21 protein-coding genes and 1 pseudogene are annotated in these 22,182 nt (G+C 62.7%); 17 read left to right on the top strand and 5 right to left on the bottom strand.

The genetic code is table 11. The features are described 5' to 3' along the window. Positions 1–59 precede the first annotated feature (59 nt). The 5 genes from glsB to H3028_RS06525 all read right to left on the bottom strand — a co-directional run bounded on the left by glsB (position 60) and on the right by H3028_RS06525 (position 5,618). Positions 60–968 carry a glutaminase B gene (gene glsB / locus H3028_RS06545; protein ID WP_181296247.1) on the bottom strand — a complete coding sequence of 303 codons (909 nt, stop codon included), beginning with the start codon at positions 966–968 and terminating at the stop codon, positions 60–62. Between the two features lie 85 nt (positions 969–1,053). Next, positions 1,054–1,356 (bottom strand): P-II family nitrogen regulator, encoded by a 303-nt coding sequence (locus H3028_RS06540; RefSeq protein WP_181296246.1) that lies wholly within the window; start codon positions 1,354–1,356, stop codon positions 1,054–1,056. 2 nt (positions 1,357–1,358) lie between these two features. Next, the gene (locus H3028_RS06535) at positions 1,359–2,300 is read right to left on the bottom strand and encodes a sodium-dependent bicarbonate transport family permease (protein WP_181296245.1); all 942 of its coding nucleotides are present in this window, start codon (positions 2,298–2,300) and stop codon (positions 1,359–1,361) included. Positions 2,301–2,374: 74 nt separating this feature from the next. Further along, on the bottom strand, positions 2,375–4,192 hold the full coding sequence (oadA, locus tag H3028_RS06530) for a sodium-extruding oxaloacetate decarboxylase subunit alpha (protein ID WP_181296244.1): 1,818 nt from the start codon (positions 4,190–4,192) through the stop codon (positions 2,375–2,377). A 10-nt stretch (positions 4,193–4,202) separates the two neighbouring features. Beyond that, a complete protein-coding gene (locus H3028_RS06525) occupies positions 4,203–5,618 on the bottom strand; it encodes an acetyl-CoA carboxylase biotin carboxylase subunit (protein ID WP_181296243.1) in 1,416 nt (471 codons plus the stop codon). A 195-nt stretch (positions 5,619–5,813) separates the two neighbouring features. Here H3028_RS06525 and H3028_RS06520 point away from each other — a divergent pair, with 195 nt between their 5' ends. From H3028_RS06520 to H3028_RS06440, 17 genes and pseudogenes are all read left to right on the top strand, one after another. After that, entirely contained in the window at positions 5,814–6,761 is a 948-nt protein-coding gene (locus H3028_RS06520; RefSeq protein ID WP_181296242.1) for a LysR family transcriptional regulator, read from the top strand. A 107-nt stretch (positions 6,762–6,868) separates the two neighbouring features. Continuing rightward, a pseudogene (locus H3028_RS06515) lies at positions 6,869–7,531 on the top strand (GntR family transcriptional regulator); the annotation flags it as partial. 135 nt (positions 7,532–7,666) lie between these two features. Further along, positions 7,667–8,668, top strand: a complete 1,002-nt coding sequence (locus tag H3028_RS06510; protein ID WP_181296240.1) for a proline racemase family protein — start codon at positions 7,667–7,669, stop codon at positions 8,666–8,668. Then, the gene (locus H3028_RS06505) at positions 8,665–9,813 is read left to right on the top strand and encodes an FAD-dependent oxidoreductase (RefSeq protein ID WP_181296239.1); all 1,149 of its coding nucleotides are present in this window, start codon (positions 8,665–8,667) and stop codon (positions 9,811–9,813) included. The genes H3028_RS06510 and H3028_RS06505 overlap by 4 nt, the downstream gene beginning before the upstream one ends. Then, the gene (locus H3028_RS06500) at positions 9,806–10,042 is read left to right on the top strand and encodes a (2Fe-2S)-binding protein (protein ID WP_181296238.1); all 237 of its coding nucleotides are present in this window, start codon (positions 9,806–9,808) and stop codon (positions 10,040–10,042) included. Before H3028_RS06505 ends, H3028_RS06500 begins: the two co-directional genes overlap by 8 nt. Then, positions 10,039–11,313 (top strand): FAD/NAD(P)-binding oxidoreductase, encoded by a 1,275-nt coding sequence (locus H3028_RS06495; RefSeq protein WP_181296237.1) that lies wholly within the window; start codon positions 10,039–10,041, stop codon positions 11,311–11,313. The genes H3028_RS06500 and H3028_RS06495 overlap by 4 nt, the downstream gene beginning before the upstream one ends. Positions 11,314–11,388: 75 nt before the next feature. Next, complete coding sequence (locus H3028_RS06490; RefSeq protein WP_181296236.1) at positions 11,389–12,156, top strand: AraC family transcriptional regulator; 768 nt, start codon at positions 11,389–11,391, stop codon at positions 12,154–12,156. Positions 12,157–12,421: 265 nt separating this feature from the next. Then, entirely contained in the window at positions 12,422–13,231 is an 810-nt protein-coding gene (locus H3028_RS06485) for a transporter substrate-binding domain-containing protein (RefSeq protein ID WP_181296235.1), read from the top strand. A gap of 12 nt (positions 13,232–13,243) precedes the next feature. Then, on the top strand, positions 13,244–15,043 hold the full coding sequence (locus H3028_RS06480; protein ID WP_181296234.1) for an aconitase X: 1,800 nt from the start codon (positions 13,244–13,246) through the stop codon (positions 15,041–15,043). A gap of 3 nt (positions 15,044–15,046) precedes the next feature. Next, positions 15,047–15,712: an amino acid ABC transporter permease gene (locus H3028_RS06475; RefSeq protein ID WP_168422483.1), complete on the top strand. Its 666-nt coding sequence runs from the start codon at positions 15,047–15,049 to the stop codon at positions 15,710–15,712. Between the two features lie 10 nt (positions 15,713–15,722). Continuing rightward, complete coding sequence (locus H3028_RS06470; RefSeq protein ID WP_168422484.1) at positions 15,723–16,367, top strand: amino acid ABC transporter permease; 645 nt, start codon at positions 15,723–15,725, stop codon at positions 16,365–16,367. Further along, a complete protein-coding gene (locus H3028_RS06465; RefSeq protein WP_181296233.1) occupies positions 16,364–17,086 on the top strand; it encodes an amino acid ABC transporter ATP-binding protein in 723 nt (240 codons plus the stop codon). The genes H3028_RS06470 and H3028_RS06465 overlap by 4 nt, the downstream gene beginning before the upstream one ends. Positions 17,087–17,095: 9 nt before the next feature. Further along, positions 17,096–18,133, top strand: coding sequence for a proline racemase family protein (locus tag H3028_RS06460; protein ID WP_181296232.1), 1,038 nt, complete (start codon positions 17,096–17,098; stop codon positions 18,131–18,133). A gap of 139 nt (positions 18,134–18,272) precedes the next feature. Continuing rightward, positions 18,273–19,190 carry a dihydrodipicolinate synthase family protein gene (locus H3028_RS06455; RefSeq protein WP_168422487.1) on the top strand — a complete coding sequence of 306 codons (918 nt, stop codon included), beginning with the start codon at positions 18,273–18,275 and terminating at the stop codon, positions 19,188–19,190. A gap of 72 nt (positions 19,191–19,262) precedes the next feature. Next, entirely contained in the window at positions 19,263–20,312 is a 1,050-nt protein-coding gene (gene dctP / locus H3028_RS06450) for a TRAP transporter substrate-binding protein DctP (protein WP_181296231.1), read from the top strand. Positions 20,313–20,355: 43 nt separating this feature from the next. Continuing rightward, on the top strand, positions 20,356–20,865 hold the full coding sequence (locus H3028_RS06445) for a TRAP transporter small permease subunit (protein ID WP_219919955.1): 510 nt from the start codon (positions 20,356–20,358) through the stop codon (positions 20,863–20,865). Next, entirely contained in the window at positions 20,862–22,172 is a 1,311-nt protein-coding gene (locus tag H3028_RS06440) for a TRAP transporter large permease subunit (protein ID WP_181296230.1), read from the top strand. The genes H3028_RS06445 and H3028_RS06440 overlap by 4 nt, the downstream gene beginning before the upstream one ends. The last annotated feature ends 10 nt before the right edge of the window (positions 22,173–22,182 follow it).

Genomic DNA, 22,182 nt, shown 5'->3' with positions numbered 1-22,182 from the left:
GACAGGCGGTAACGAAAGGGGCTGCGCCCCGTGTGGCAGCCGGGCCTCCCGAGTCATCATCAGAAGATAGACCAGCCAATGCGCTGCGATAGCTTCTCCAAGGCCGCCATGCCGATGAGCGAGTTACCGGCCTGATTCAATTCGGGCGACCAGACGCAGACCGTAAAACGCCCCGGCACCACGGCGACGATGCCGCCACCGACACCGCTTTTGCCAGGCAAACCGACGCGATAGGCAAAGTTGCCCGCCTCGTCGTAGAGTCCGCTGGTGGCCATGATGGCGTTGACCTGTTTGGCCTGGCGCGGGCTCAGCACAGGTTCGCCTCCCTCCAGGCAAGCCCCGTCGCGGGCCAGGAAGCCGAACGCGCGGGCCAGATCGATGCAGCTCATGCGCAGCGCGCAGTGATGAAAATAGCTGCGCAGCACCGCCTCAACATCGTTATGAAAGTTGCCGAAGGCTTGCATCAGGTAAGCCATCGCAGCATTACGCGCACGGTGCTGGTACTCCGACTCCGCGACCCGCGAATCGGATGCGATCAGCGGGTTGCCCGACAGGTGCCGTACGAAGTCGCGCATGGACAGCGCCGGCACGGCAAAGCGCGACTGGTTGATGTCGCAGATCACCAGCGCACCTGCATTGATGAAGGGATTGCGCGGCCGGCCGCGCTCGAACTCCAGCTGCACCAGCGAGTTGAACGGCTGACCGGACGGCTCATGGCCCAGCCGCTCCCACAGCGTTTCACCACCATGCTGGATCGCCTGGACCAGGCTGAACACCTTGGAAATGCTCTGGATCGAAAAAGGCGTCTTGGCATCCCCGGCGTGATAGAGCTCACCCGAGGCACTGTAAACGGCGATACCCAGCTGGTCAGCCGGCACGTCTGCAAGCGCAGGAATGTAATCGGCTACCTTGCCCTGCCCCAACAACGGGCGAACTTCATCGAGAATTTCTTCAAGCAGCGCTTGCATATCGTGCGGCTCCAACCAGGTCTGTTGGATGGACGCCTCATCTGCATGCCGCATCACAGCCGGCCACGATTCTTCGACATGCCCATCAGAACTTGCCTGGCCTCAGCACCTGCACGTCGGTGAGGTAACAGACCATGGCGAAGTTGTCGTAGTAACTGACCTGCAAATGCTCGGCGATGCGCTCGGCCAGCTCGCGGTTGCAGATGACCTCCAGGCGAATGTTGCTATCGGTGTCCCAGCCAGCGCTGCGTACGCCGCGGCTGCCTCGTCCGCGCGCTTCGGACAGGGTCCAGCCAGGCGCACCCAGGTGATCGAGGTCGGCCACCAGCTTCTTTTCCAGCGCCGCTTCGCAGATAACGGTGAGCAGCGCTCGTGTCGCGGTCGTCATGTTCACAGCCCCCAGGCAATCAAGGTGTCGGCCAGCGCCAGATACAGCGGTATGCCGACCAGGATGTTGAACGGAAAAGTGATCCCCAGCGACGCGGTCAGCGAGAGCGAGGGGTTGGCTTCGGGCAATGCCAGGCGCATGGCCGCCGGCACGGCAATATAGGACGCACTGGCTGCCAGCGTGGCGAGCATCGCCGTACCGCCGAGCGAAAGCCCCATCAGCCGCGCCAGCAACGCCCCGATCAACGCGCCAAGCAAGGGCATGCCCAGACCGAACACTGCCAGGCGCAGGCCATAGCGGCGCAGCGAGCCAAGCTGGCCGGAAGCAATCAGGCCCATCTCCAGCAGGAACAGCGCCAGCACCGGCTTGAACATACTGGTGTAGAACGGCTCGAGCGGTTTGATGCTCTCCTTGCCGGCGATGGCACCAATGATCAGCCCGCCCAGCAGCAGCATGATGCTTTTGCCGAGAAAGATCTCGCGGCCCAGCTCACGCCAATTAGTGTCGCGGGTGATGCCTTTGGCCAGAACGATGCCGACAAGAATCGCCGGTATCTCCAAGATCGCCACGAATAGCGGCATGTAGCTTTCAAACGCGATCTTGTTGGCCAGCATGAAGGCCACAACCACAGCGAAGGTCCCAGCGCTCACCGAACCGTAATGCGCCGCAACGCTGGCCGAATCGATTCGTGAAAAGCCCAGCAGGCGCAACATCGGAAAGGCCAACAGCGGCAGCGCGCAGCCCAGCAGCAGTACCAGGGCGGATTGACCCAGCAGCGCCGCGCTGGCCTGTTCGGCAAGCTCGACACCCCCGTGCAAACCGATAGCCAGCAACAGCAGTATGGACAGCGTTTCGTACAGTGCTGGCGGCAGTTTCAGTTCGCTCTTCACCAACCCGGCAAATAGGCCGAACAGGAAGAACAGCACTACTGGGTCGAGCCCCATCGATACCTCCGGATCCGTCATCACAGGTTAAACAGACAAAAAAAGGGAGCCTTTCGGCTCCCCAGGGACAACGGTCAGGCTTCGATCTCTATCAGCAGATCGCCAGGGGTCACCCGGTCACCTTTAGCCACGTGCACCGCCTTCACGGTGCCGGCAATGGGCGCCTGGATTTCGGTTTCCATCTTCATTGCTTCACTGATCAGCACCGGCTGTCCGGCTCTGACCGTATCGCCTTCCTTGACCAGCACATCGACCACGTTGCCCGGCATGCTGGTGCTGACATCGCCTGGGCCGCTGGCCTGCTTGCGCTTGCCACTGCCGCCGCCACTGACGAAGTTATTCAGCGGCTCGAATACCACCTCCTCCGGCATGCCATCAATGGACAGGAAGAAATGCCGCTTACCTTCGCCCTTGACGCCCACACCGGTGATATCGACGCGATAGGTCTCGCCGTGCACATCGATAACGAATTCGGTGGGCACACCCTCGCCGCTTGCGGCGGTCGTCGCAGTACCATCCGGGATTGCCAGCAGCACCTCGGGTTGCAGCGTGCCAGCCTCGCGCTCTTCGAGGAACTTGCGGCCGATATCCGGGAACATGGCGTAGGTCAGCACGTCTTCTTCACTGCGGGCCAGGGCGCCGATCTCCTGGCGCAGCTTGTCCAGCTCCGGCTTGATCAGGTCGGCCGGACGCACCTCGATGATCTCCTCGCCGCCGATAGCCTGGCGCTGAAGCTTGGCATCGATGATGCCCGGCGCCTTGCCGTAGCGACCCTGGAGGTAGAGCTTCACTTCATTGGTGATGGTCTTGTAACGCTCGCCGGCCAGCACGTTGAAGAACGCCTGGGTGCCGACAATCTGCGAGGTCGGCGTGACCAGCGGCGGGTAGCCCAGGTCTTTGCGAACGCGCGGAATCTCGGCTAGCACCTCATCCATGCGGTTGAGCGCACCCTGTTCCTTGAGCTGGTTGGCCAGGTTGGAAATCATCCCGCCGGGCACCTGGTTGACCTGAACGCGGGTGTCGACGCCGGTGAATTCGCTTTCGAACTGGTGGTACTTCTTACGCACCGCGTAGAAGTACAGGCCGATCTCCTGAATCAGTTCCAGATCGAGGCCGGTGTCATAGGGCGTGCCGCGCAGGGCGGCGACCATCGATTCGGTGCCCGGGTGGCTGGTGCCCCAGGCCATGGACGAAATCGCGGTATCTATGTGATCGGCGCCGTTTTCGATGGCCTTGAGCTGGCACATGCTGGCGACGCCCGCGGTGTCGTGCGAGTGGATGAACACCGGCAGATCGATCTCGGCTTTCAGTGCACGCACCAGATCGCCGGTGGCGAACGGGGTCAGCAGGCCAGCCATGTCCTTGATGGCGATGGAATCGACGCCCATGTCCCGCATCGCCCTGCCCTGCTCGACGAACAGCTCAACGGTGTGCACCGGGCTGGTGGTGTAGGCGATGGTGCCTTGGGCGTGCTTGCCGGTCTTTTTCACCGCCTTGATGGCGGTTTCAAGGTTCCGCACGTCATTCATCGCATCGAATATGCGGAACACATCAATGCCATTGTCGGCTGCCTTGGCACAGAACGCCTCGACCACGTCGTCGGCGTAGTGGCGGTAACCCAGCAGGTTCTGCCCGCGCAGCAGCATCTGCAGGCGGGTGTTGGGCAACGCAGCCTTGAGCTGGCGCAGGCGTTCCCAGGGATCTTCCTTGAGAAAGCGTACGCAGGCGTCGAACGTAGCACCGCCCCAGACTTCGAGCGACCAGTAGCCGACCCGGTCGAGCTTGTCACAGATTGGCAGCATGTCCTCGGTGCGCATGCGGGTGGCCAGCAGCGACTGGTGAGCGTCACGCAGGATGGTGTCGGTAACGGTGATTTTTTTCTGAGCAGTCATGGTTCGTTCCTCACAGGCCTGCGTGGGCGGCGATGGCGGCGGCGATGGCCAGGGCCAGTTCGCCCGGCTTGCGTTTGATCGAGTAGTTCAGCAGTTCCGGATGGCTGTCGACGAAGCTGGTATTGAACTGTCCGCTGCGGAAATCCGGATTTTCGAGAATCTTCTGGTAGTAGCTGGCAGTGGTCTTCACGCCCTGCACACGCATGTCATCCAGCGCACGCGAGCCTCGGGCCAGCGCTTCTTCCCAGGTCAGCGCCCAGACGATCAGCTTCAGGCACATCGAATCGTAGTAAGGCGGAATGGTGTAGCCGGTGTAGATCGCCGTGTCGGTGCGCACGCCCGGCCCGCCGGGGGCGTAGTAACGGGTGATCTTGCCGAAGCAGGGCAAGAAGTTGTTGCGCGGCTCCTCCGCGTTGATGCGGAACTGCAGGGCGAAGCCGCGATACTGGATGTCTTCCTGCTTGACCGAAAGCGGTAGGCCGGAGGCAATGCGGATCTGTTCGCGAACGATGTCGATGCCGGTGATTTCCTCGGTGATGGTGTGCTCCACTTGCACCCGGGTGTTCATTTCCATGAAGTACACCTCGCCATCGGCGAGCAGGAACTCCACGGTGCCGGCGTTCTCGTAACCCACTGCCTTGGCCGCGCGCACCGCCAGGTCGCCGATGTAGGCGCGCTGCTCCGGGGTAAGCTGTGGGCTTGGCGCGATCTCGATGAGCTTTTGGTTGCGCCGCTGAATCGAGCAGTCACGCTCGAACAGGTGCACGGTATTGCCGAAGGAGTCGGCAAGGATCTGCGCCTCGATGTGCTTGGGCTCGACGATACATTTTTCGAGGAATACATCAGCCGAACCGAAGGCCTTGGTCGCCTCGGAAATCACCCGGGGATAGGCCTGTTCCAGTTCTTCACGTGAGTTGCAGCGGCGGATGCCGCGACCTCCACCACCGGATGTCGCCTTGAGCATCACCGGATAGCCGATGCGCTCGGCCTCGCTCAGCGCCTCGCTCACATCCACCACATTGCCTTCGGTGCCCGGCGTGACCGGCACGCCGGCCTTGATCATGCTGCGCCGCGCCTCGGTCTTGTCGCCCATGCGGCGTATCACTTCGGCGCTGGGGCCGACAAAGCGGATGCCGCGCTCGGCGCAAATCTCGGCCAGCTCGGCATTTTCAGACAGAAAGCCGTAACCGGGATGCAAGGCATCGCAGCCGGTTTCCACGGCCAGGTTCACCAGCTTGCGCGGGTTGAGGTAGCCGGCCAGCGGGTCTTCGCCGATGAAATGGGCCTCGTCGGCACGCTTGACGTGCAGCGCGTGACGATCAGGCTCGGCGAACACCGCCACCGAGCGAACGCCCATTTCGGCGCAAGCCCGCACGATGCGGACGGCAATTTCACCGCGGTTGGCGATCAGCAGCTTCTTGATCACGCTTCGTCCCTCGGATCAGTGAGCAGGCAGTCCAGTTCGGACCGGTGGATTCGCCGCTTGGCGATGCGTTTTACCCTACGCCCTAGGCAGCAATTACCGAAAATGAATAATTGTTTGGTTGCGCATAAGCTATGGCTTATAGATAACGCCTGACCACGCCAGATTCAACGGCTAATCCTTCCGACTGGAGTACTCATGAGAAAGTCCTTGATGCGCATGACGCTGCGCCAGCTCCGCGTATTTCGGGCGGTCTGCGATAACCATTCCTACAGCCGGGCCGCAGAGGAGATGGCGCTGACGCAGCCCGCAGTCAGCCTGCAGATCCGGCAGCTGGAAGAGCTGCTCGGGCAGCCACTGTTCGAGTACACAGGCAAGAAGCTCTACCTCACCGAGGCGGCCGAAGCCCTCAAACGCACCAGCGAGGATATCTTCGGCAGGCTGGAAAGCCTCGACATGCAGTTGTCCACATTGCAGGGCTCGCTGCAGGGTCAGCTGAAGCTGGCCGTCGAATCGAGTGCCAAATATTTCGTGCCACACCTGTTCGCATCGTTTCGTGAACTTCACCCGGAAGTAAGTCTGCAGCTGGTGGTGATCAATCATGCCCAGGCGATCCATCGTCTGAGTGCCAACCGCGACGACCTGCTACTGATCTCTCAGGTGCCGGCAGATATGGATCTGGAATTTCTGCCCTTCCTCGACAACGCCATCATCGCCGTCGCACCGCCGGGTCATCCGCTCTGCCAGAGGCCGCACCTCAACCTGCAGGACCTGACCGCATGGCCGCTGCTGATCCGCGAGCAGGGCTCCGGCACCCGGCGCGCCGCCGAGCAATATTGCGATCAGAAGCGCGCGCATTTTCCGCAAATCATGGAGCTGGGTTCGCTCGAAGCCCAACGTGAAGGCGTACTGGCCGGCCTGGGGCTGGCGCTGCTGCCTCGGCACGCCGTGCTCCGCGAGCTGGAAAGCGGTGCACTGTGCGAGCTCCCGGTCGAGGAATTACCGCTGATGCGCAGCTGGTGCCTGGTGCATCCACGCGGCAAATACCTCTCGCCGGTGGCGCAAACCTTCTTCGCCTTCGCCCGTACCGAACGGCAACGCATCAACGCTCTGGCGCGGCGCTTCAGCGGAGCCGAGAAAGGATGACGGCGCGCTGCACCCGCACGAGGCGGCATCTGCTTCGTCGGAAAAAATGAAGCGAGCCGGCGTATACGATATCCTCAAACGCATTCACTTCCGTCGAGCTTGCGACTGTGCCCCTCAAATCCTTCAACGCCCCGAACCTGGGCATCGTTCCCTCGGCTTCCGAGGTCATCGCCAAGCACCTGCGCGAGGCGATCATCAGCGGCCAGTTCGCCGAGGGCGAACCGGTGCGCCAGGATGACGTGGCGCGACTGTTCAACGTCAGCAAGATTCCGGTACGCGAAGCGCTGAAGCGCCTGGAAGCCGAAGGACTGGTGTCATTCCAGCGCAACAAAGGCGCTGTGGTAACGGTGCTGACCGAGCCGGAACTGGCGCAGATATTCGAAGTGCGGGTGTTGCTGGAAACCCAGATCATCCGCCTCGCCGTGCCCAACATGACCGAGGACACCTTTGCCCAGGCCGAATCCATTTGTGCCGAATTCGTCCATGAGGACAATGCGGCACGTTGGGCCGAGCTGAATTGGGCTTTCCATGCCTGCCTCTACGGACCGGCGGAGCGGCCGTTCATGATGCAAATGATTCGCTCGATTCACGACAAGGTCGAGCGCTACCTGCGAGTCCAGATGAGCATTCACGAGGGCAAGCACGGCGCCGATCTGGAGCACCGTGAAATCCTGCGTGCCTGTCGCAACGGCGATGTGGACCTGTGTGCCGAACTGATCGAACGCCACATCATCGGCGTCTGCCGGGCGCTGTTCGAACACCTGCCCCATGGCCACCGCTGGACAGGCATCGAGCCATCCGCCTGGACTATGCCGATTTCGTCATCTACACCGACGAAAACACTCAAGCCGTAAGCAAGCAGCTGTTGGATGCTTGTTGCACATTCCCGTACAGGCAGGGCGGCCATGAAGCGCATCCAAGTTCTCGACAGCCACACCGGTGGCGAACCGACCCGGTTGGTCATCGCTGGATTCCCGCAACTCGGAACCGGCAGCATGGCCGAACGCCGCCGATTGCTTGCCGAGCGTTTCGATGACTGGCGCGCCGCAACCATGCTGGAACCGCGCGGCAATGATGTGCTGGTTGGCGCGCTGCTCTGCGAGCCGGTAGACCCAACAGCCTGTGCCGGCGTGATCTTCTTCAATAACAGCGGCTATCTCGGCATGTGCGGCCACGGCACCATCGGGCTGGTGGTTTCGCTGGCGCATCTGGGACGCATCCAGCCGGGGGTTCACCGCATCGAAACGCCGGTCGGCACCGTGCAGGCAACTCTGCACGAAGACCGTTCGGTCAGCGTGCGCAACGTGCCAGCCTATCGCTACCGCAAGGATGTGAGCGTCGAAGTGCCAGGCCACGGCACCGTGACCGGTGACATCGCCTGGGGCGGCAACTGGTTCTTCCTCGTGGCCGAGCATGGGCAGCGCATCGCAGGCGATAACCTCGAAGCGCTCACGGCCCATACCTGGGCGGTGCGTCAGGCGCTAGAAGCCCAGGGCATACGCGGCGAAGACGGCGGCGAAGTCGACCATATCGAGCTGTTTGCCGAGCCTGAACAGCCGCAAAGCGCTGCGAGCGAAGCCGGAGCTGGAAACGGCGCTTCATCAAACGCAGCAGCTTCGCTGCAAGCCGACAGCCGCAACTTCGTCCTCTGTCCCGGCAAGGCCTATGACCGTTCGCCCTGCGGCACCGGCACCAGCGCCAAACTCGCCTGCCTGGCGGCGGACGGCAAGTTGCAACCCGGCGAGACCTGGCGTCAGGCCAGCGTCATCGGTAGCGAATTTACCGCCAGCTACGAGCTGGACGGCGACCGCATCGTGCCCACTATCCGCGGTCGCGCGCACCTGAGTGCCGAAGCCACCTTGCTGATCGAGGAGGACGATCCCTTCGCCTGGGGCATTCGGTCGTGAATGCGGACGTCATCATCGTTGGTGCCGGCATCATCGGCGCGGCTTGCGCCCATCAATTGGCGGCTAACGGCGTCGACGTGCTGCTCCTCGACGCCCAGCGCGGTGGCGCCACGGCTGCCGGCATGGGCCATCTGGTCGCGTTGGACGACAACCCGGCCGAGCTGGCACTGAGCGACTATTCGATCCGGCGCTGGCGGGAGCTGGGCCGGCTGATGGACGAAAGCTGCGGCTATCGCAACAACGGCACCCTCTGGCTCGCCGCCAGCGACGACGAGATGGCCGTGGCGGAACACAAGCTGAACACCTTGTCCGAACAGGGCATGCGTTGCGAATTGCTCGGCAGCGCCGCGCTGAAAGCAGCAGAGCCGGAACTGCGCAGCGGCCTGCATGGAGCCCTCAAAGTCAGTGGCGATGGCATCCTCTATGCGCCCAATGCGGCACGCTGGCTAATCACCCAAGGAGGCAAGCATGTCGTTCAGCGGCAGGCACAGGTAACGCGCATACAGAGCCAACAGGTCGAGCTGAGCGACGGCAGTGTCCTGCGCGCACAGGCTGTGGTGCTGGCCAACGGGATTCATGCCACCGAACTCTGCCCGGAACTGCCGATCCAGCCGAAGAAAGGCCATCTGATGATCACCGACCGTTACCCCGGCAAGATCAGCCATACGCTGGTGGAACTGGGCTATGTCACTAGCGCCCACAACAGCGAAGGCCCTTCGGTGGCCTGCAACATCCAGCCGCGGCCGACCGGGCAGCTGTTCATCGGTTCCTCGCGCCAGTTCAACACCAGCGATCCAGCGATCGACAGCTGGATGCTGGCGCGGATGCTCAAGCGCGCCGTCGACTACATGCCGGGGCTGGCTCGATTGAACGCCATTCGCAGCTGGACCGGTTTTCGCGCGGCGAGTCCGGATGGCCTGCCGCTGGTGGGCGAGCATCCGCAGCAGCCAGGCCTGTGGTTGGCGGTCGGTCACGAGGGATTGGGCGTAACGACCGCGACCGGTACGGCGGAACTGCTGGTCGCTCAGCTGCTGGGACGACAGTCGGCGCTGGCTATCGAACCCTACAGCCCAGCGCGCTTCCTCGCCTCACCAAGCGGGTCGTCCACGGCCGCCTATGCCATGGGAAACCTCGGTCATGATTGAGATCACGCTCGACGGGCATGTGCTGGAGGTCGCGCCCGGCACGACGGTAGCCGCAGCGCTCTATCTCGGCGGCAACGGCAGCAGCCGCACCTCGGTAACCGGCGAGCGGCGCGCGCCGCTATGCGGCATGGGCATCTGCCAGGAGTGCCGGGTCACCATCGACGGTCAGCGGCGACTGGCCTGCCAGACAATCTGCGTCACCGGCATGTCCGTGGAAACGCGCCCATGAAACCGCATTACGACATTCTCATCGTCGGCGCCGGACCTGCCGGAATGGCTGCCGCGCTCGCCGCCGCACCCAGCGGCGCAAGCATCGCCATCCTCGATGACAACCCGGCGGCCGGTGGACAGATCTGGCGTGACGGCCCACAGGTCGAGCTACCGGCCATCGCCCGCCAGCAACGGCAGGCGCTGGCGGAAACGGCGAATATCGAATTGCATAGCGGCGTACGGGTGATCGCCGCACCCGGCGGCAAGCAACTGCTGCTGGAAGACGCAGCGCAGGGGCATCTGGTTGGTTACGACAAGCTGGTTCTGTGCACCGGTGCGCGCGAGCTGCTGCTGCCGTTTCCCGGCTGGACGCTACCCGGTGTGACCGGCGCTGGCGGGCTGCAGGCGCTGATCAAGAGCGGCATGCCTGTGGTCGACCAACGCCTGGTGATTGCCGGTAGCGGCCCGCTGCTGCTGGCGTGTGCGGCTACGGCCAAGGGCGCCGGCGCCCACCTGCTGCGCATTGCCGAACAGGCTCAGCTTGCTGCCCTCGCTGGTTTTGCCGCTCGCCTGTCACGCTGGCCAGGCAAAGCGTTGCAGGCCGTACAACTGAGCGATCGCTGTTATCGCAGCGGCACTCATGTGCTAGCGGCGCTGGGCACCGATCACCTGGAAGCCGTGCGCTTGATTCACAACGGCAAGGTTTCGGAAATCGCCTGCGATCGCCTGGCCTGCGGTTTCGGTCTGATTCCCAACACTGAACTCGGGCAAGTATTGGGCTGTGGGCTAAACGGGCGAGCCATCCAAATCGATGCCTACCAGACAACAAGCCTGCCGGATCACTTTGCAGCGGGCGAATGCACCGGCTTCGGCGGCAGCGAACTGGCAAGGGTCGAAGGCAGCATCGCCGGTCATGCCGTCATCGGTGATCTCGAGCGGGCCAAAGCGAGATTCGCCGAGCGCCAGCGCTGGCAGGGGTTCGCCGATCTGCTGGCGGGAACCTTCCGCCTGAACGAGCAATTGAAAGCCCTGGCGGCCCCCGAAACCCTGGTATGCCGCTGCGAAGACGTGCCCTACTCAGCCATGGCCAGTCACAGCAGCTGGGTCGAGGCCAAGCTTGAGAGCCGTTGCGGCATGGGCGCCTGTCAGGGCCGAATTTGCGGCGCGGCGAGCGACGTCCTATTCGGCTGGCAACCACCCAAACCGCGCCAGCCGATCAGCCCGGCACGCATCGGCACGCTGATTGCCTTGCCTGATGACGAGCTTAGACCGAGCGACACGAAACCCTGACCTCACCCTAGACACTGCCTACCATTCGCTGATCGTCGGCCGTATCCTCGGGCTTTCCCGTTCGTAGCGCCCCCGATGCTCTCCCTGCTGCCGACCGATCCGCCCAAGAATTTACCTACGCTGCTCGCCAGCCTGAAACTGATCGCGCCGTTGCTCGATGCGCTGCCGGAGGTGGTGTTCTTTATCAAGGACACGAGCGCCCGTTACAGCCTGGCCAACCGGACCCTGGCCGAGCGTTGTGGCCGTGGCGATCCCGATGCACTGATTGGTCTGACGGCCGCGCAGGTATTTCCAACCGGCTTCGGCGCGCAGTACACCGACCAGGACCATCGCGTCCTCAGCCAGGGGTTGCGCCTGCAGGATCAGCTTGAATTGCACCTGTATCCAGGCCGCCAGCCTGGCTGGTGCATGACGCACAAATTGGCCCTGCGCGACCCGGAGAACAGGATCATTGGCATGGCTGGGGTTTCCATCGACTTGCGGGCACCGGAGGCCGACAACCCGGCTTACCTCAAGCTCGCTGCGGTGGACGCCTATATCCGCGCGAATCATTCCCGCCCTATCAGGCTATCCGAGCTCACTGCGATAGCGGGCCTATCAGCCGCTCAGTTGGAGCGGCTGTGCAAGCGCGTCTTCCGTCTTACCCCTCGGCAGATGATTCACAAGGCCCGACTGGACACCGCAACCCAGCTGCTCGACGGAGCGCTGCCCATCACCGAAATCGCGTTGCGCTGCGGCTATGCCGATCACAGCGCCTTCAGCCGGCAATTCCGTGCGCTGACCGGGCTGTCACCCCGCGCCTATCGAAACGCGCTGCCACCCAATCATCGGGCAACCTGGTAACGCGGTGCTCCCATTTGTAGCAACCATGGGCCGGATGCCTTGCTCTCAGTGCAATCCGACGAACGGTCGTTCCGGCATCTTTGGCTGGTTGCGCTCACAGCGCCTGCTCTAGCCCGCGTCCTGCGGCAATCTGGCTCGCCCCCAATCATTTCGCTCGTCGCGCTTTAGCCGACCGGCACGGCTATTGCTGTGCGGATAACGTATACGAAATCTCGAAACAGCTGCTTGAATCAACTGGACGATCAACCGCATCGACGAGGAATGTATGAAGAAATCCATAGCTGTGGCCGTTAGCGCTCTGCTTGCTGCCTCCATGACTTCCATTGCACAGGCCGACAAGCTCGACGACATCATTGGCTCGGGCAAGCTGCGCTGTGCCGTTACCCTCGACTTCCCGCCCATGGGCTTTCGCGATGAAGGCAACAAGCCGGCAGGCTTCGATGTCGACTATTGCAGCGACCTGGCCAAGGTGCTGGGCGTCGAACCGGAGGTGGTCGAAACGCCTTTCCCGGACCGAATCCCCGCGCTCGTCTCCGGCCGTGCGGACGTGATCGTCGCCTCCACCTCCGACACCCTCGAGCGCGCCAAGACGGTGGGCATGAGCATCCCCTACTTCGCCTTCAACATGGTGGTACTGACGCGAGAAGACACCGGCATCGACAAGTACGACGATCTCAAGGGTCGCCCGGTCGGTAACACCAGCGGCACCTTCGAAGCCATCGCGCTGGAAAAGGACGTAAAGGGTTGGGGCGACGGGAGCTTCCGCGCCTACCAGTCGCAGAACGACACCATCCTCGCGGTCGCCCAGGGCCATGTGGACGCCACGGTTGTCACCAATACGGTCGCCGCCTCCACCATCAAATCAGGCAAGTACAAGGGCTTGAAGATCGCTGGCGACGCCCCCTACGTCATCGACTACGTGTCCCTGGCCGCCAAGCGCAGCGAGTACGGCCTGATGAATTATCTCAACCTCTTCGTCAACCAGCAGGTGCGCTCCGGTCGCTACGCCGAGCTGTACGAGAAGTGGGTCGGCGGCAAGCCGGTCGATCTGACCGTTCCTGGCGTCTATTACTGATCGGCGGTAACGATGCTTCGTCGCGACCACGTGTTTACCCCGCAGCAGACTGCGCTCGGCTTCACGGGGCGCAGCCTGGTTCCGGGCAGCGCTCAGGCAGCCTGTCTGCATGCGGACACAGGCCTGAGCTTCTGGGGCGGGGTCGACCCGTTCAGTGGGGAAGTGATCGACTGTCACCACCCGCTCAGCGGCCAAGTCATCGCCGGCAAGGTATTGGCAATCCCCAGCGGACGCGGCTCCTGCACGGGCAGCAGCGTCCTGCTGGAGCTGATCCTAAACGGTCACGCACCCGCCGCGCTGGTCTTTGCCGAAACCGAGGAGATTCTCACCCTCGGCGTGCTGGTGGCGCAGCTGTTGTTTGGCCACTCGCTGCCGGTCATCAGCCTCGATCAGCAAGCCTTCGCGGCGCTGCGCGACGCCCGCTATATACGAATTGAAAACGGCCTGGTGCAAGGCTTCGCCGAGCTGCCAGACGATGGTTGGCTGGCCTCGGACGGCGCCAGCGCAAACGGCTATCTCCCTACACAAATAGACCTGAATCAACAGGACCAGGCCATGCTCGCCGGCGAACAGGGCAAGGCCACCCAGGCGGCCATGCAAATCCTGTTGCGCATGGCTGAACTCCAGGGCGCGCGGGAACTGGTGGACATTACCCAGGCGCATATCGACGGCTGCATCTACACCGGGCCGGCCAGCCTCAGGTTCGCTCGCCAGCTGGCCGACTGGGGTGGGCGGGTAAAGGTGCCGACCACGCTCAACTCGATCTCGGTAGACCAGCGCCGCTGGCGGCAGATGGGTGTCGCCGCCGCGTTCGGCGAGCCGGCCAGCCAATTGGCCGACGCCTATGTCGAGATGGGCGCCAGCGCCAGTTTCACCTGTGCGCCCTATCTGCTCGACAGCGCCCCGCGAGCCGGCGAACAGATCGTCTGGGCAGAATCCAACGCCGTGGTGTATGCCAATAGCGTGCTGGGTGCGCGGACGTTGAAATATCCCGATTTCCTGGACATCTGCATTGCCCTGACCGGTCGCGCGCCACTGACGGGCTGCCACTTGGCCGAGCAGCGCCACGCCACGTTGCGTATCGACCTGCCGTCGCTACAAAACCTAGATGACGCCTTCTACCCGCTGCTCGGCTATCACGTCGGTCTGCTCTGCGGCAGCGAGATTCCGGTGATCTGCGGGCTCGAACAGAGCGATCCGACACTTGACGACCTAAAAGCCTTCGGCGCCGCCTTCGCCACCACCTCCGCAGCACCGATGTTTCATATCGTTGGCGTTACACCGGAGGCGCCTTCGGTTGAGGCCGCTCTGGGTGATCAGAGGCCGGGGCGCATCCTGCAGGTAGAACGCGGCGACTTGCTCAATAGTTGGCGCGAGCTGGATAGCGGTGAATCCGCAGACGTCGAGCTGATCAGCCTGGGCAATCCGCATTTCTCGCTGAGCGAATTCGCCCGCCTCGCGCAGCTCTGCAAAGGCAAGGTGAAGCACGCCGATGTTTCCATGCTGCTTACCTGCGGCCGCGAGATTCAGCGGCAGGCCAGCGAAGCCGGTCATCTACGGACAATCGAGCACTTCGGCGTGCAGATCGTCACCGACACCTGCTGGTGCATGATCGAGGAGCCGGTCGTACCCCTGACCGCACGCACCCTGATGACCAACTCCGGTAAATACGCGCATTACGCGCCCGGCCTGGTTGGCCGACAGGTGCGCTTCGGCAGCCTTGCAGAATGCGTCGAAACCGCCTGCAGCGGTCACGCCAGTGGCCGTCTACCGCGCTGGCTGGCGGCTGCCGACACCGAAGGAGCGCATTGAGCGATGTTCGATTACACCTTCCATTGGCGTCCCGCCTTCCGTGCGCTGCCGGATATGCTCGCCGGCGCGGTGGTTACATTCGAGACCGCCGCCCTGTCGATGATTTTCGGCGTGCTCATCGCGCTGGTGCTGACCGCCATGCGCGAGACCCGCAATCCGCTGCTCAACGGCGTTGGCAGCGCCTGGGTGTCGGTGGCGCGCAACACACCTTCGCTGTTCCAGATCTATGCCCTGTATTTCGGCCTCGGTGCCTTCGGCTGGCATATCAGCTCGTGGGCGGCGCTACTAGCGGGCATCACGTTCAACAATGCCGGCTACCTGGCGGAAAACTTCCGCGGGGGTTTAAAGGCTGTGCCGGATACGCAGATGCGTGCCGCACGCTCGCTGGGCATGAGCGCCTTCCAGGCCTACCGGCTGATCGTGATCCCGCAACTGCTGCGCATCGTCTTCCACCCACTCTCCAACCAGATGGTCTGGGCGGTATTGATGACGTCTTTGGGCGTGATCGTCGGCCTGAACAACGACCTCACCGGCGTGACCCAGGACTACAACGTCAAGACCTTCCGCACCTTCGAATACTTCGCCCTGGCGGCAGCGATCTATTACCTGATCGCCAAGCTGATCGTAGCGGTAGCCCGGCTGATGGCCTGGCGACTGTTCCGCTACTGAGGACCCGAGCATGTTTTCCACTAGCCTGACCTCGACCGATCTGCTGTTCATGCTCAAGGGCGCTGGCGTCACGCTGATGCTGACCTTTTGGGCCATGTTGCTGGGCACTTTCGCCGGCATCGTCTTCGGCGTGATTCGCGCGCTGTTTCCCCGGGCGAGTCTGCCGCTGGCCTGGTTCCTGGACATCTTTCGCAGCGTGCCATTGCTGATCCAGTTCGTCCTGTTCAACGCCCTGAAAAGCATCGTCGGGCTGGACTGGAGCGCCTTCACCGTCGGCTGCGTGGTGCTGGGCGTCTACGCCGCGGCCTTCTTCACCGAGGTGGTGCGCGGTGGCGTTCTGGCGGTGCCGGGCAGCTTGCGTCTGGCCAGCCGCTCGCTGGGCCTGAGCTACTGGCAGGACCTGCGCTACATCGTCTTGCCGGTCGCGACGCGGGTGGCCTTTCCCGGCTGGGTCAATCTGGTCTTGTCGGTGATGAAGGACACCGCGCTGGTGATGTGGATCGGCATCATCGAACTGCTGCGCGCCTCGCAGACCATCGTCACTCGTATTCAGGAGCCACTGCTGGTGCTGTGCATCGCAGGGCTCATCTACTACGTCATGAGCCTGGTGGTGGCCCGCCTGGGCGCCCGGCTGGAAAAAAGGTGGCAGCAATGATCGAGATCGACAAGGTGCACAAATCCTTTGGTGAGCTGGAAGTGATCAAGGGCGTCGACCTGACCGTCAACAAGGGCGAGGTGGTGTCGATCATTGGTGGCTCGGGTTCCGGCAAGTCGACGCTGCTGATGTGCATCAACGGGCTGGAACATATTCAGAGCGGCTCGATCCGCGTCGATGGCACCGAAGTCCACGCCAAGGGCACCGACATCAACAAGCTGCGGCAGAAGATTGGCATCGTCTTCCAGCAATGGAATGCCTTTCCGCATCTGACGGTGCTGGAAAACGTGATGCTGGCGCCGAGAAAGGTGCTGGGCAAAAGCCGTGCGGAGGCCGAAGAGCTGGCGGTGAAGCAACTGACCCATGTCGGCCTGGCGGACAAGCTGAAGGTATTCCCCGGCAAGCTGTCCGGCGGCCAGCAGCAACGCATGGCCATTGCTCGGGCACTCGCCATGTCACCGGATTACATGCTGTTCGACGAAGCCACTTCGGCGCTCGACCCACAGCTGGTCGGCGAGGTGCTCGACACCATGCGCCTGCTGGCCGAAGACGGCATGACCATGGTGCTGGTGACCCATGAAATGGGCTTTGCCCGCGAGGTATCCGATCGGGTCGCATTCTTCCGCGACGGCCTGGTGCACGAGATCGGCCCGCCCGATCAGGTCATCAGCAACCCGCAGAAGCCGGAAACCGCGGCTTTCCTGAAATCCGTGATCTAGAGGCGAGCCATGCGATCGAGCAAAGTCATTCATGTCGTCAGCTGCCACGCCGAGGGCGAGGTCGGCGATGTCATTGTCGGTGGGGTTGCGCCTCCACCGGGTGACACATTGTGGGAGCAATCGCGCTGGATCGCCCGCGACGAGACCCTACGCAACTTCGTGCTGAACGAGCCGCGCGGCGGCGTGTTTCGTCACGTCAATCTGCTGGTGCCCGCCAAGGACCCACGCGCGCAGATGGGCTGGATCATCATGGAGCCGGCCGACACGCCGCCCATGTCGGGCTCCAATTCGCTGTGCGTGGCCACCGTGCTGCTGGACAGCGGCATCCTGCCGATGACCGAGCCGGAAACACGGCTCACACTCGAGGCGCCAGGGGGGCTGATCGAGGTGATCGCACAGTGCCGCAACGGCAAAGCCGAGCGGGTCGAGGTGAAGAACGTACCGTCCTTCGCCGCCAAGCTCGATGCCTGGATCGAGGTGGAAGGGCTGGGCTCGCTGCAGGTCGACACGGCCTATGGCGGCGACAGCTTCGTCATCGTTGATGCTAAGCGTCTGGGCTTTTCCTTGCGCACCGATGAAGCTGCCGACCTGGTCGCGACCGGGTTGAAGGTCACCCAGGCGGCCAATCAGCAATTGGGGTTTGCCCACCCGACCAATCCAGACTGGGCACATATCTCCTTCTGCCAAATTGCCGCACCGCTCGAGCGCATCGAGGGCGTGCTCACAGCGGCCAACGCAGTGGTGATCCGCCCCGGCAAGATCGACCGTTCCCCCTGCGGCACCGGTTGCTCGGCACGCATGGCGGTGCTGCATGCCAAGGGCCAATTGGGGGTGGGCGAGCGCTTCATCGGCCGCTCGATCATCGGCTCTGAATTCCACTGCCGCATCGACAGCTTGACCGACCTCGCCGGGCGTCCCGCGATCGTGCCGTGCCTGTCCGGCCGAGCCTGGATCACCGGCACCCATCAGCACCTGCTGGACCCCAGCGACCCTTGGCCGGAAGGCTATCGCCTGTCGGATACCTGGCCCGTGGAACTAGAGATCTGATTCAACCGCCGCCAGCCACAAGCCGGCGGTAACTCGCAACACGGCCAAGCCACGGCCGGACTCATGCTGAACTCAGGACCAAACCGGACGAGGACAGCCCAAACGAAACGTATACGAAATACTCTAGCGGAGGCATCTCATGAACAAACGAGTCAACTGGAGCGGCGTGTTTCCTGCCGTTACTACCCAATTCAATAACGATTTTTCCATCAACCTGGAAGAAACCCACAAGGTCATTTCCAATGTGATTCGCGACGGCGTGTCGGGGCTGGTCGTATGCGGCTCGGTCGGGGAGAACACCTCGCTGACTACCGAAGAGAAAATCGCGGTCACCGAGGTCGCGGTGGACGCCTCCAAGGGCCGTGTGCCGGTGATCTGCGGCGTAGCCGAGTTCACCAGTGTGCAGGCGGCGAAGGTAGCGAACGCAGTTAAAAAGGTCGGCGTCGACGGCGTGATGCTGATGCCGGCCCTGGTCTACGGCTCCAAGCCGTTCGAGACCGCCGAGCACTATCGCTACGTGGCGAAGAATGCCGACGTGCCGCTGATGGTCTACAACAACCCGCCGATCTACAAAAACGACGTCACCCCCGACATCCTCATCTCGCTGTCCGATTGCGACAACGTGGTCTGCTTCAAGGATTCCTCCGGCGACACCCGCCGCTTCATCGACGTGCGCAACGAAGTGGGCGACCGCTTCGTGCTCTTTGCCGGCCTCGACGACGTGGTGCTGGAAAGCATCGCGGTGGGGGCCGAGGGCTGGGTGTCGGGCATGTCCAACGTGTTCCCCAAGGAAGGCGAAACCATCTTCCGCCTGGCCAAGGCCGGTCGCTTCGCCGAAGCCATGCCGATATACGAGTGGCTGATGCCGATCCTCCACCTGGACGCCCGCGCCGACCTGGTGCAGTGCATCAAACTGTGTGAAGCCATCGCCGGTCGCGGCAGCGCCCTGACCCGCCCGCCACGCCTGGCCCTGCCGGACGCTGATCGCCAATACGTAGAGAAGATCATGGCCAAGGCCATGGCCAACCGCCCGACACTGCCCGACGTGGGCCTGTGACCTTTCTCGCAACTGCCGCAACCTGCCTGCGCCGCCTCTGCGGCGGGGCCGTCTGACTCGAGAGGTTTCGCCATGCAACTGAAAAAAGCCCACCTGATCGCCGCGCTCGGCCTGACGCTCGCCTGCACCGGCACACACGCCGCCGAGACCTACACGGTGCCGACCTCGGTTCCTGAAGGCAGCTTCTTCTTCGAGAACTTCCTGGTCCGCTTCGCCAAGAACGCCGACCTGCTCACCGACGGTGAAGTGAAGATTCGTCCCGTCGGCGCAGGCGTGATCGTTCCGGCGCTTCAGGTGTTCGAATCGGTGCAGAACGGGGTGCTCAAAGCCGGGCATTCCACCTCCACCTATCTGGTCAATCAGGACCCGCTCAACAATGTCTTCGCCAGTTATCCCGGCGGCATGTCTGGCGAGGAAACACTGTCCTGGCTTTACGAGGGCAACGGCCTGAAATACCTGCAGGAATATCGCGAGAAGGAGATGGGCCTGCACTCGATGGTGGTAGGGGTCGGCAGCACCGAGATCCTGGCTCATGCGAACAAGAAGATTGAGAAGCTGGAGGACTTCAAGGGCGTCAAATACCGCACGGCGGGCGCCTGGGCGGAGGTGGTCAAGCAGGTCGGCGCATCGCCGACGGTGGTGCCGCCGGGCGAGATCTACACCTTGCTCCAGCGCAAGGGAGTGGATGCTGTGGAATGGGCAACACCCGGCGCCAACCTCACCGAGGGCTTCCATGAAGTCGCGCCTTACATCCTCACGCCCGGCGTGCACCAGCCATCGTTCGTCTGGGAATTTTTCATGACCAACGAGAGCTGGGAAGCGCTGGACAAGGACGTCCAGGACAAGCTCGAAGCGGCGGCCAAACTGACGACCATGCAGAGCTACTTCCATTTCCTCGATGCCGATATGAAAGCCATGCAGACCTACAAGGACGCAGGTATTGAAATCCTCCGGCTGGACCCGGCGGCCATCGAGGAGCTGGCCAAGCGCGGCAATCAACTGGTCAGCTCGCAGATCGAAGCACGCAAGTCAGGCGAAACCGACGCGAAGGCGATCCTCAAGGATTACCAGGACTACATGCAGCGCTGGTCCAATAACTCGTCCTACCTGTACCGCCACTGAGTAACGCCTCCGGCCGCCTCAGTGCGGCCGGCCTGGAGGTTCGATGAAGCGCAACTATTTCGACTGGCCAGCCAACGCCCTGCTCTGGGTGGCAGCGGCGATGGCCGTCTTGCTGGTCCTGGCGATGATGCTGGAAGTGTTTTCGCGTTACGTGCTGAACGCACCGACGCTTTGGGCCTTCGACATCTCTTACATGCTCAATGGCGCGATGTTCATCCTCGGCTGCGCCTATGCCTTGAAGATCGACGCTCACGTGCGCATCGACTTTCTTGCCTCGCGACTCAAACCGGCCATTCAACGCTGGATCAACGGCGGCTTCTACCTGTTCTTGTTCGCACCGATTCTTGGCGCGCTGACCTGGACCGCCGGCAAGCGCACCTGGCACGCCTTCGTCACCGCCGAAGTGGAGCACGTCAGTCCCTGGGCGCCGCTGATCTGGCCGTTCTACAGCGCCCTGGCCATCGGCCTGGCGGCGCTGACCCTGCAAGTCGTGGTCGAGGCGTACCGCTACCTCACCGACCAGAAGCAGCCCAGCGGGGGATTGCCGGAATGATGGATTACATACCGCTGCTGATGTTCGCGCTGCTGTTCGTCTTCATCTTTCTCGGCATTCCGGTTTCCTTTTCGCTGATCACGGTTTCGGCGCTGTTCGGCCTGCTGCTGTTCGGCGAGAACATCTTCCAGCAAATGTTCGGTTCGCTGCTGCAGGCCTCGACCAATTTCTCCCTCTCGGCGATTCCACTGTTCGTGCTGATGGGCGCGATCCTCGAGCGCAGCGGGCTGGCCCGGCGGTTGTACGAAGCACTGCAGCTGTGGCTTGGAGGCTTTTCCGGTGGGCTGGCGATGTCGACTATGCTCATGTGCGGCATTTTCGCCGCCAGCTCGGGCATCGTCGGCGCGGTGGAAATCGTCGTCGGCATGATGGCCATTCCGGCGATGAGCAAATACCACTACGACCGCTCGCTGATCGCCGGCACCATCTGCGCGGGCGGCTCGCTCGGCACCATCATTCCGCCGTCGGTGATCGTCGTGGTGTACGCCTCGATGGCGCAGCTATCCATCGGCCAGCTGTTTGCCGCGACCCTGATTCCCGGCGTACTGATGATGCTGTTGTTCCTTCTCTATATAGGCGTGCGCTGCTGGATCACCCCGGCGCTGGCACCCGCCGTGCCGGCGATGCAGGCCACGCCGCTGATGGAAAAACTGACGATCACGCTCAAGGCGCTGATTCCGCCGTTCCTGCTGATCTTCGCCGTGCTCGGCTCGATGCTCGCCGGGATCGCCTCACCCACCGAATCCGCGGCGGTCGGTGCGTTCGGTGCGGCCTTGCTGGCGCTGTGCTTTCGCGAACTGACCGTACGGCGGCTGATCGAGGCGCTGGTTTCAACCATCACCATCACTGCCATGATCATGCTCATCGTCACCGGCGGCACCATGTTCACCGCGATCTTCGCCGCCAGCGGCGGTGGCTGGATGCTCGCCGACTTCATGGGCGAATTGGACCTGAGCCCGTATTGGCTGATCCTGGCGCTGATGTTCATCGTGCTGATCGCCGGCATGGTGCTGGACTGGATCTCTATCGTGCTGATCTTCGTACCGATCTTCATGCCTCTCGTGAAGATGGCGGGCATCGATCCGATTTGGTTCGCGGTGATGTTCATGGTGGTGGTACAGACGGCTTACCTGACGCCGCCGTTAGCGCCTTCAATCTTCTATCTGCGCTCGATCGCGCCGCCGGACATGACCTATGGCCACATGTACAAGGGCGTGCTGCCCTTCATCGCCATCCAGCTGCTGCTGTTCCTGATCATTCTTGCCGTGCCGAGCATCGCCACCTGGCTGCCGCGGCAACTGTTCTGAACCTGCCATC

It is taken from the genome of Pseudomonas sp. Q2-TVG4-2 (assembly GCF_013620795.1).
In the GTDB taxonomy this organism is placed as follows: Bacteria; Pseudomonadota; Gammaproteobacteria; order Pseudomonadales; family Pseudomonadaceae; genus Stutzerimonas.
This window is presented reverse-complemented; position numbering and strand designations above follow the sequence as displayed.

Bases quoted from the DNA above. Each gene is read 5' to 3' on its own strand.
- H3028_RS06490 (WP_181296236.1), top strand. From the start codon at position 11,389: ATGCTCTCCCTGCTGCCGACCGATCCGCCCAAGAATTTACCTACGCTG.
- H3028_RS06475 (WP_168422483.1), top strand. From the start codon at position 15,047: ATGTTCGATTACACCTTCCATTGGCGTCCCGCCTTCCGTGCGCTGCCG.
- H3028_RS06535 (WP_181296245.1), bottom strand. From the start codon at position 2,300: ATGGGGCTCGACCCAGTAGTGCTGTTCTTCCTGTTCGGCCTATTTGCC.
- H3028_RS06445 (WP_219919955.1), top strand. From the start codon at position 20,356: ATGAAGCGCAACTATTTCGACTGGCCAGCCAACGCCCTGCTCTGGGTG.
- dctP (WP_181296231.1), top strand. From the start codon at position 19,263: ATGCAACTGAAAAAAGCCCACCTGATCGCCGCGCTCGGCCTGACGCTC.
- H3028_RS06500 (WP_181296238.1), top strand. From the start codon at position 9,806: ATGATTGAGATCACGCTCGACGGGCATGTGCTGGAGGTCGCGCCCGGC.
- oadA (WP_181296244.1), bottom strand. From the start codon at position 4,192: ATGACTGCTCAGAAAAAAATCACCGTTACCGACACCATCCTGCGTGAC.
- H3028_RS06455 (WP_168422487.1), top strand. From the start codon at position 18,273: ATGAACAAACGAGTCAACTGGAGCGGCGTGTTTCCTGCCGTTACTACC.
- glsB (WP_181296247.1), bottom strand. From the start codon at position 968: ATGCAAGCGCTGCTTGAAGAAATTCTCGATGAAGTTCGCCCGTTGTTG.
- H3028_RS06465 (WP_181296233.1), top strand. From the start codon at position 16,364: ATGATCGAGATCGACAAGGTGCACAAATCCTTTGGTGAGCTGGAAGTG.
- H3028_RS06470 (WP_168422484.1), top strand. From the start codon at position 15,723: ATGTTTTCCACTAGCCTGACCTCGACCGATCTGCTGTTCATGCTCAAG.
- H3028_RS06485 (WP_181296235.1), top strand. From the start codon at position 12,422: ATGAAGAAATCCATAGCTGTGGCCGTTAGCGCTCTGCTTGCTGCCTCC.
- H3028_RS06495 (WP_181296237.1), top strand. From the start codon at position 10,039: ATGAAACCGCATTACGACATTCTCATCGTCGGCGCCGGACCTGCCGGA.
- H3028_RS06510 (WP_181296240.1), top strand. From the start codon at position 7,667: ATGAAGCGCATCCAAGTTCTCGACAGCCACACCGGTGGCGAACCGACC.
- H3028_RS06440 (WP_181296230.1), top strand. From the start codon at position 20,862: ATGATGGATTACATACCGCTGCTGATGTTCGCGCTGCTGTTCGTCTTC.
- H3028_RS06540 (WP_181296246.1), bottom strand. From the start codon at position 1,356: ATGACGACCGCGACACGAGCGCTGCTCACCGTTATCTGCGAAGCGGCG.
- H3028_RS06480 (WP_181296234.1), top strand. From the start codon at position 13,244: ATGCTTCGTCGCGACCACGTGTTTACCCCGCAGCAGACTGCGCTCGGC.
- H3028_RS06460 (WP_181296232.1), top strand. From the start codon at position 17,096: ATGCGATCGAGCAAAGTCATTCATGTCGTCAGCTGCCACGCCGAGGGC.
- H3028_RS06520 (WP_181296242.1), top strand. From the start codon at position 5,814: ATGAGAAAGTCCTTGATGCGCATGACGCTGCGCCAGCTCCGCGTATTT.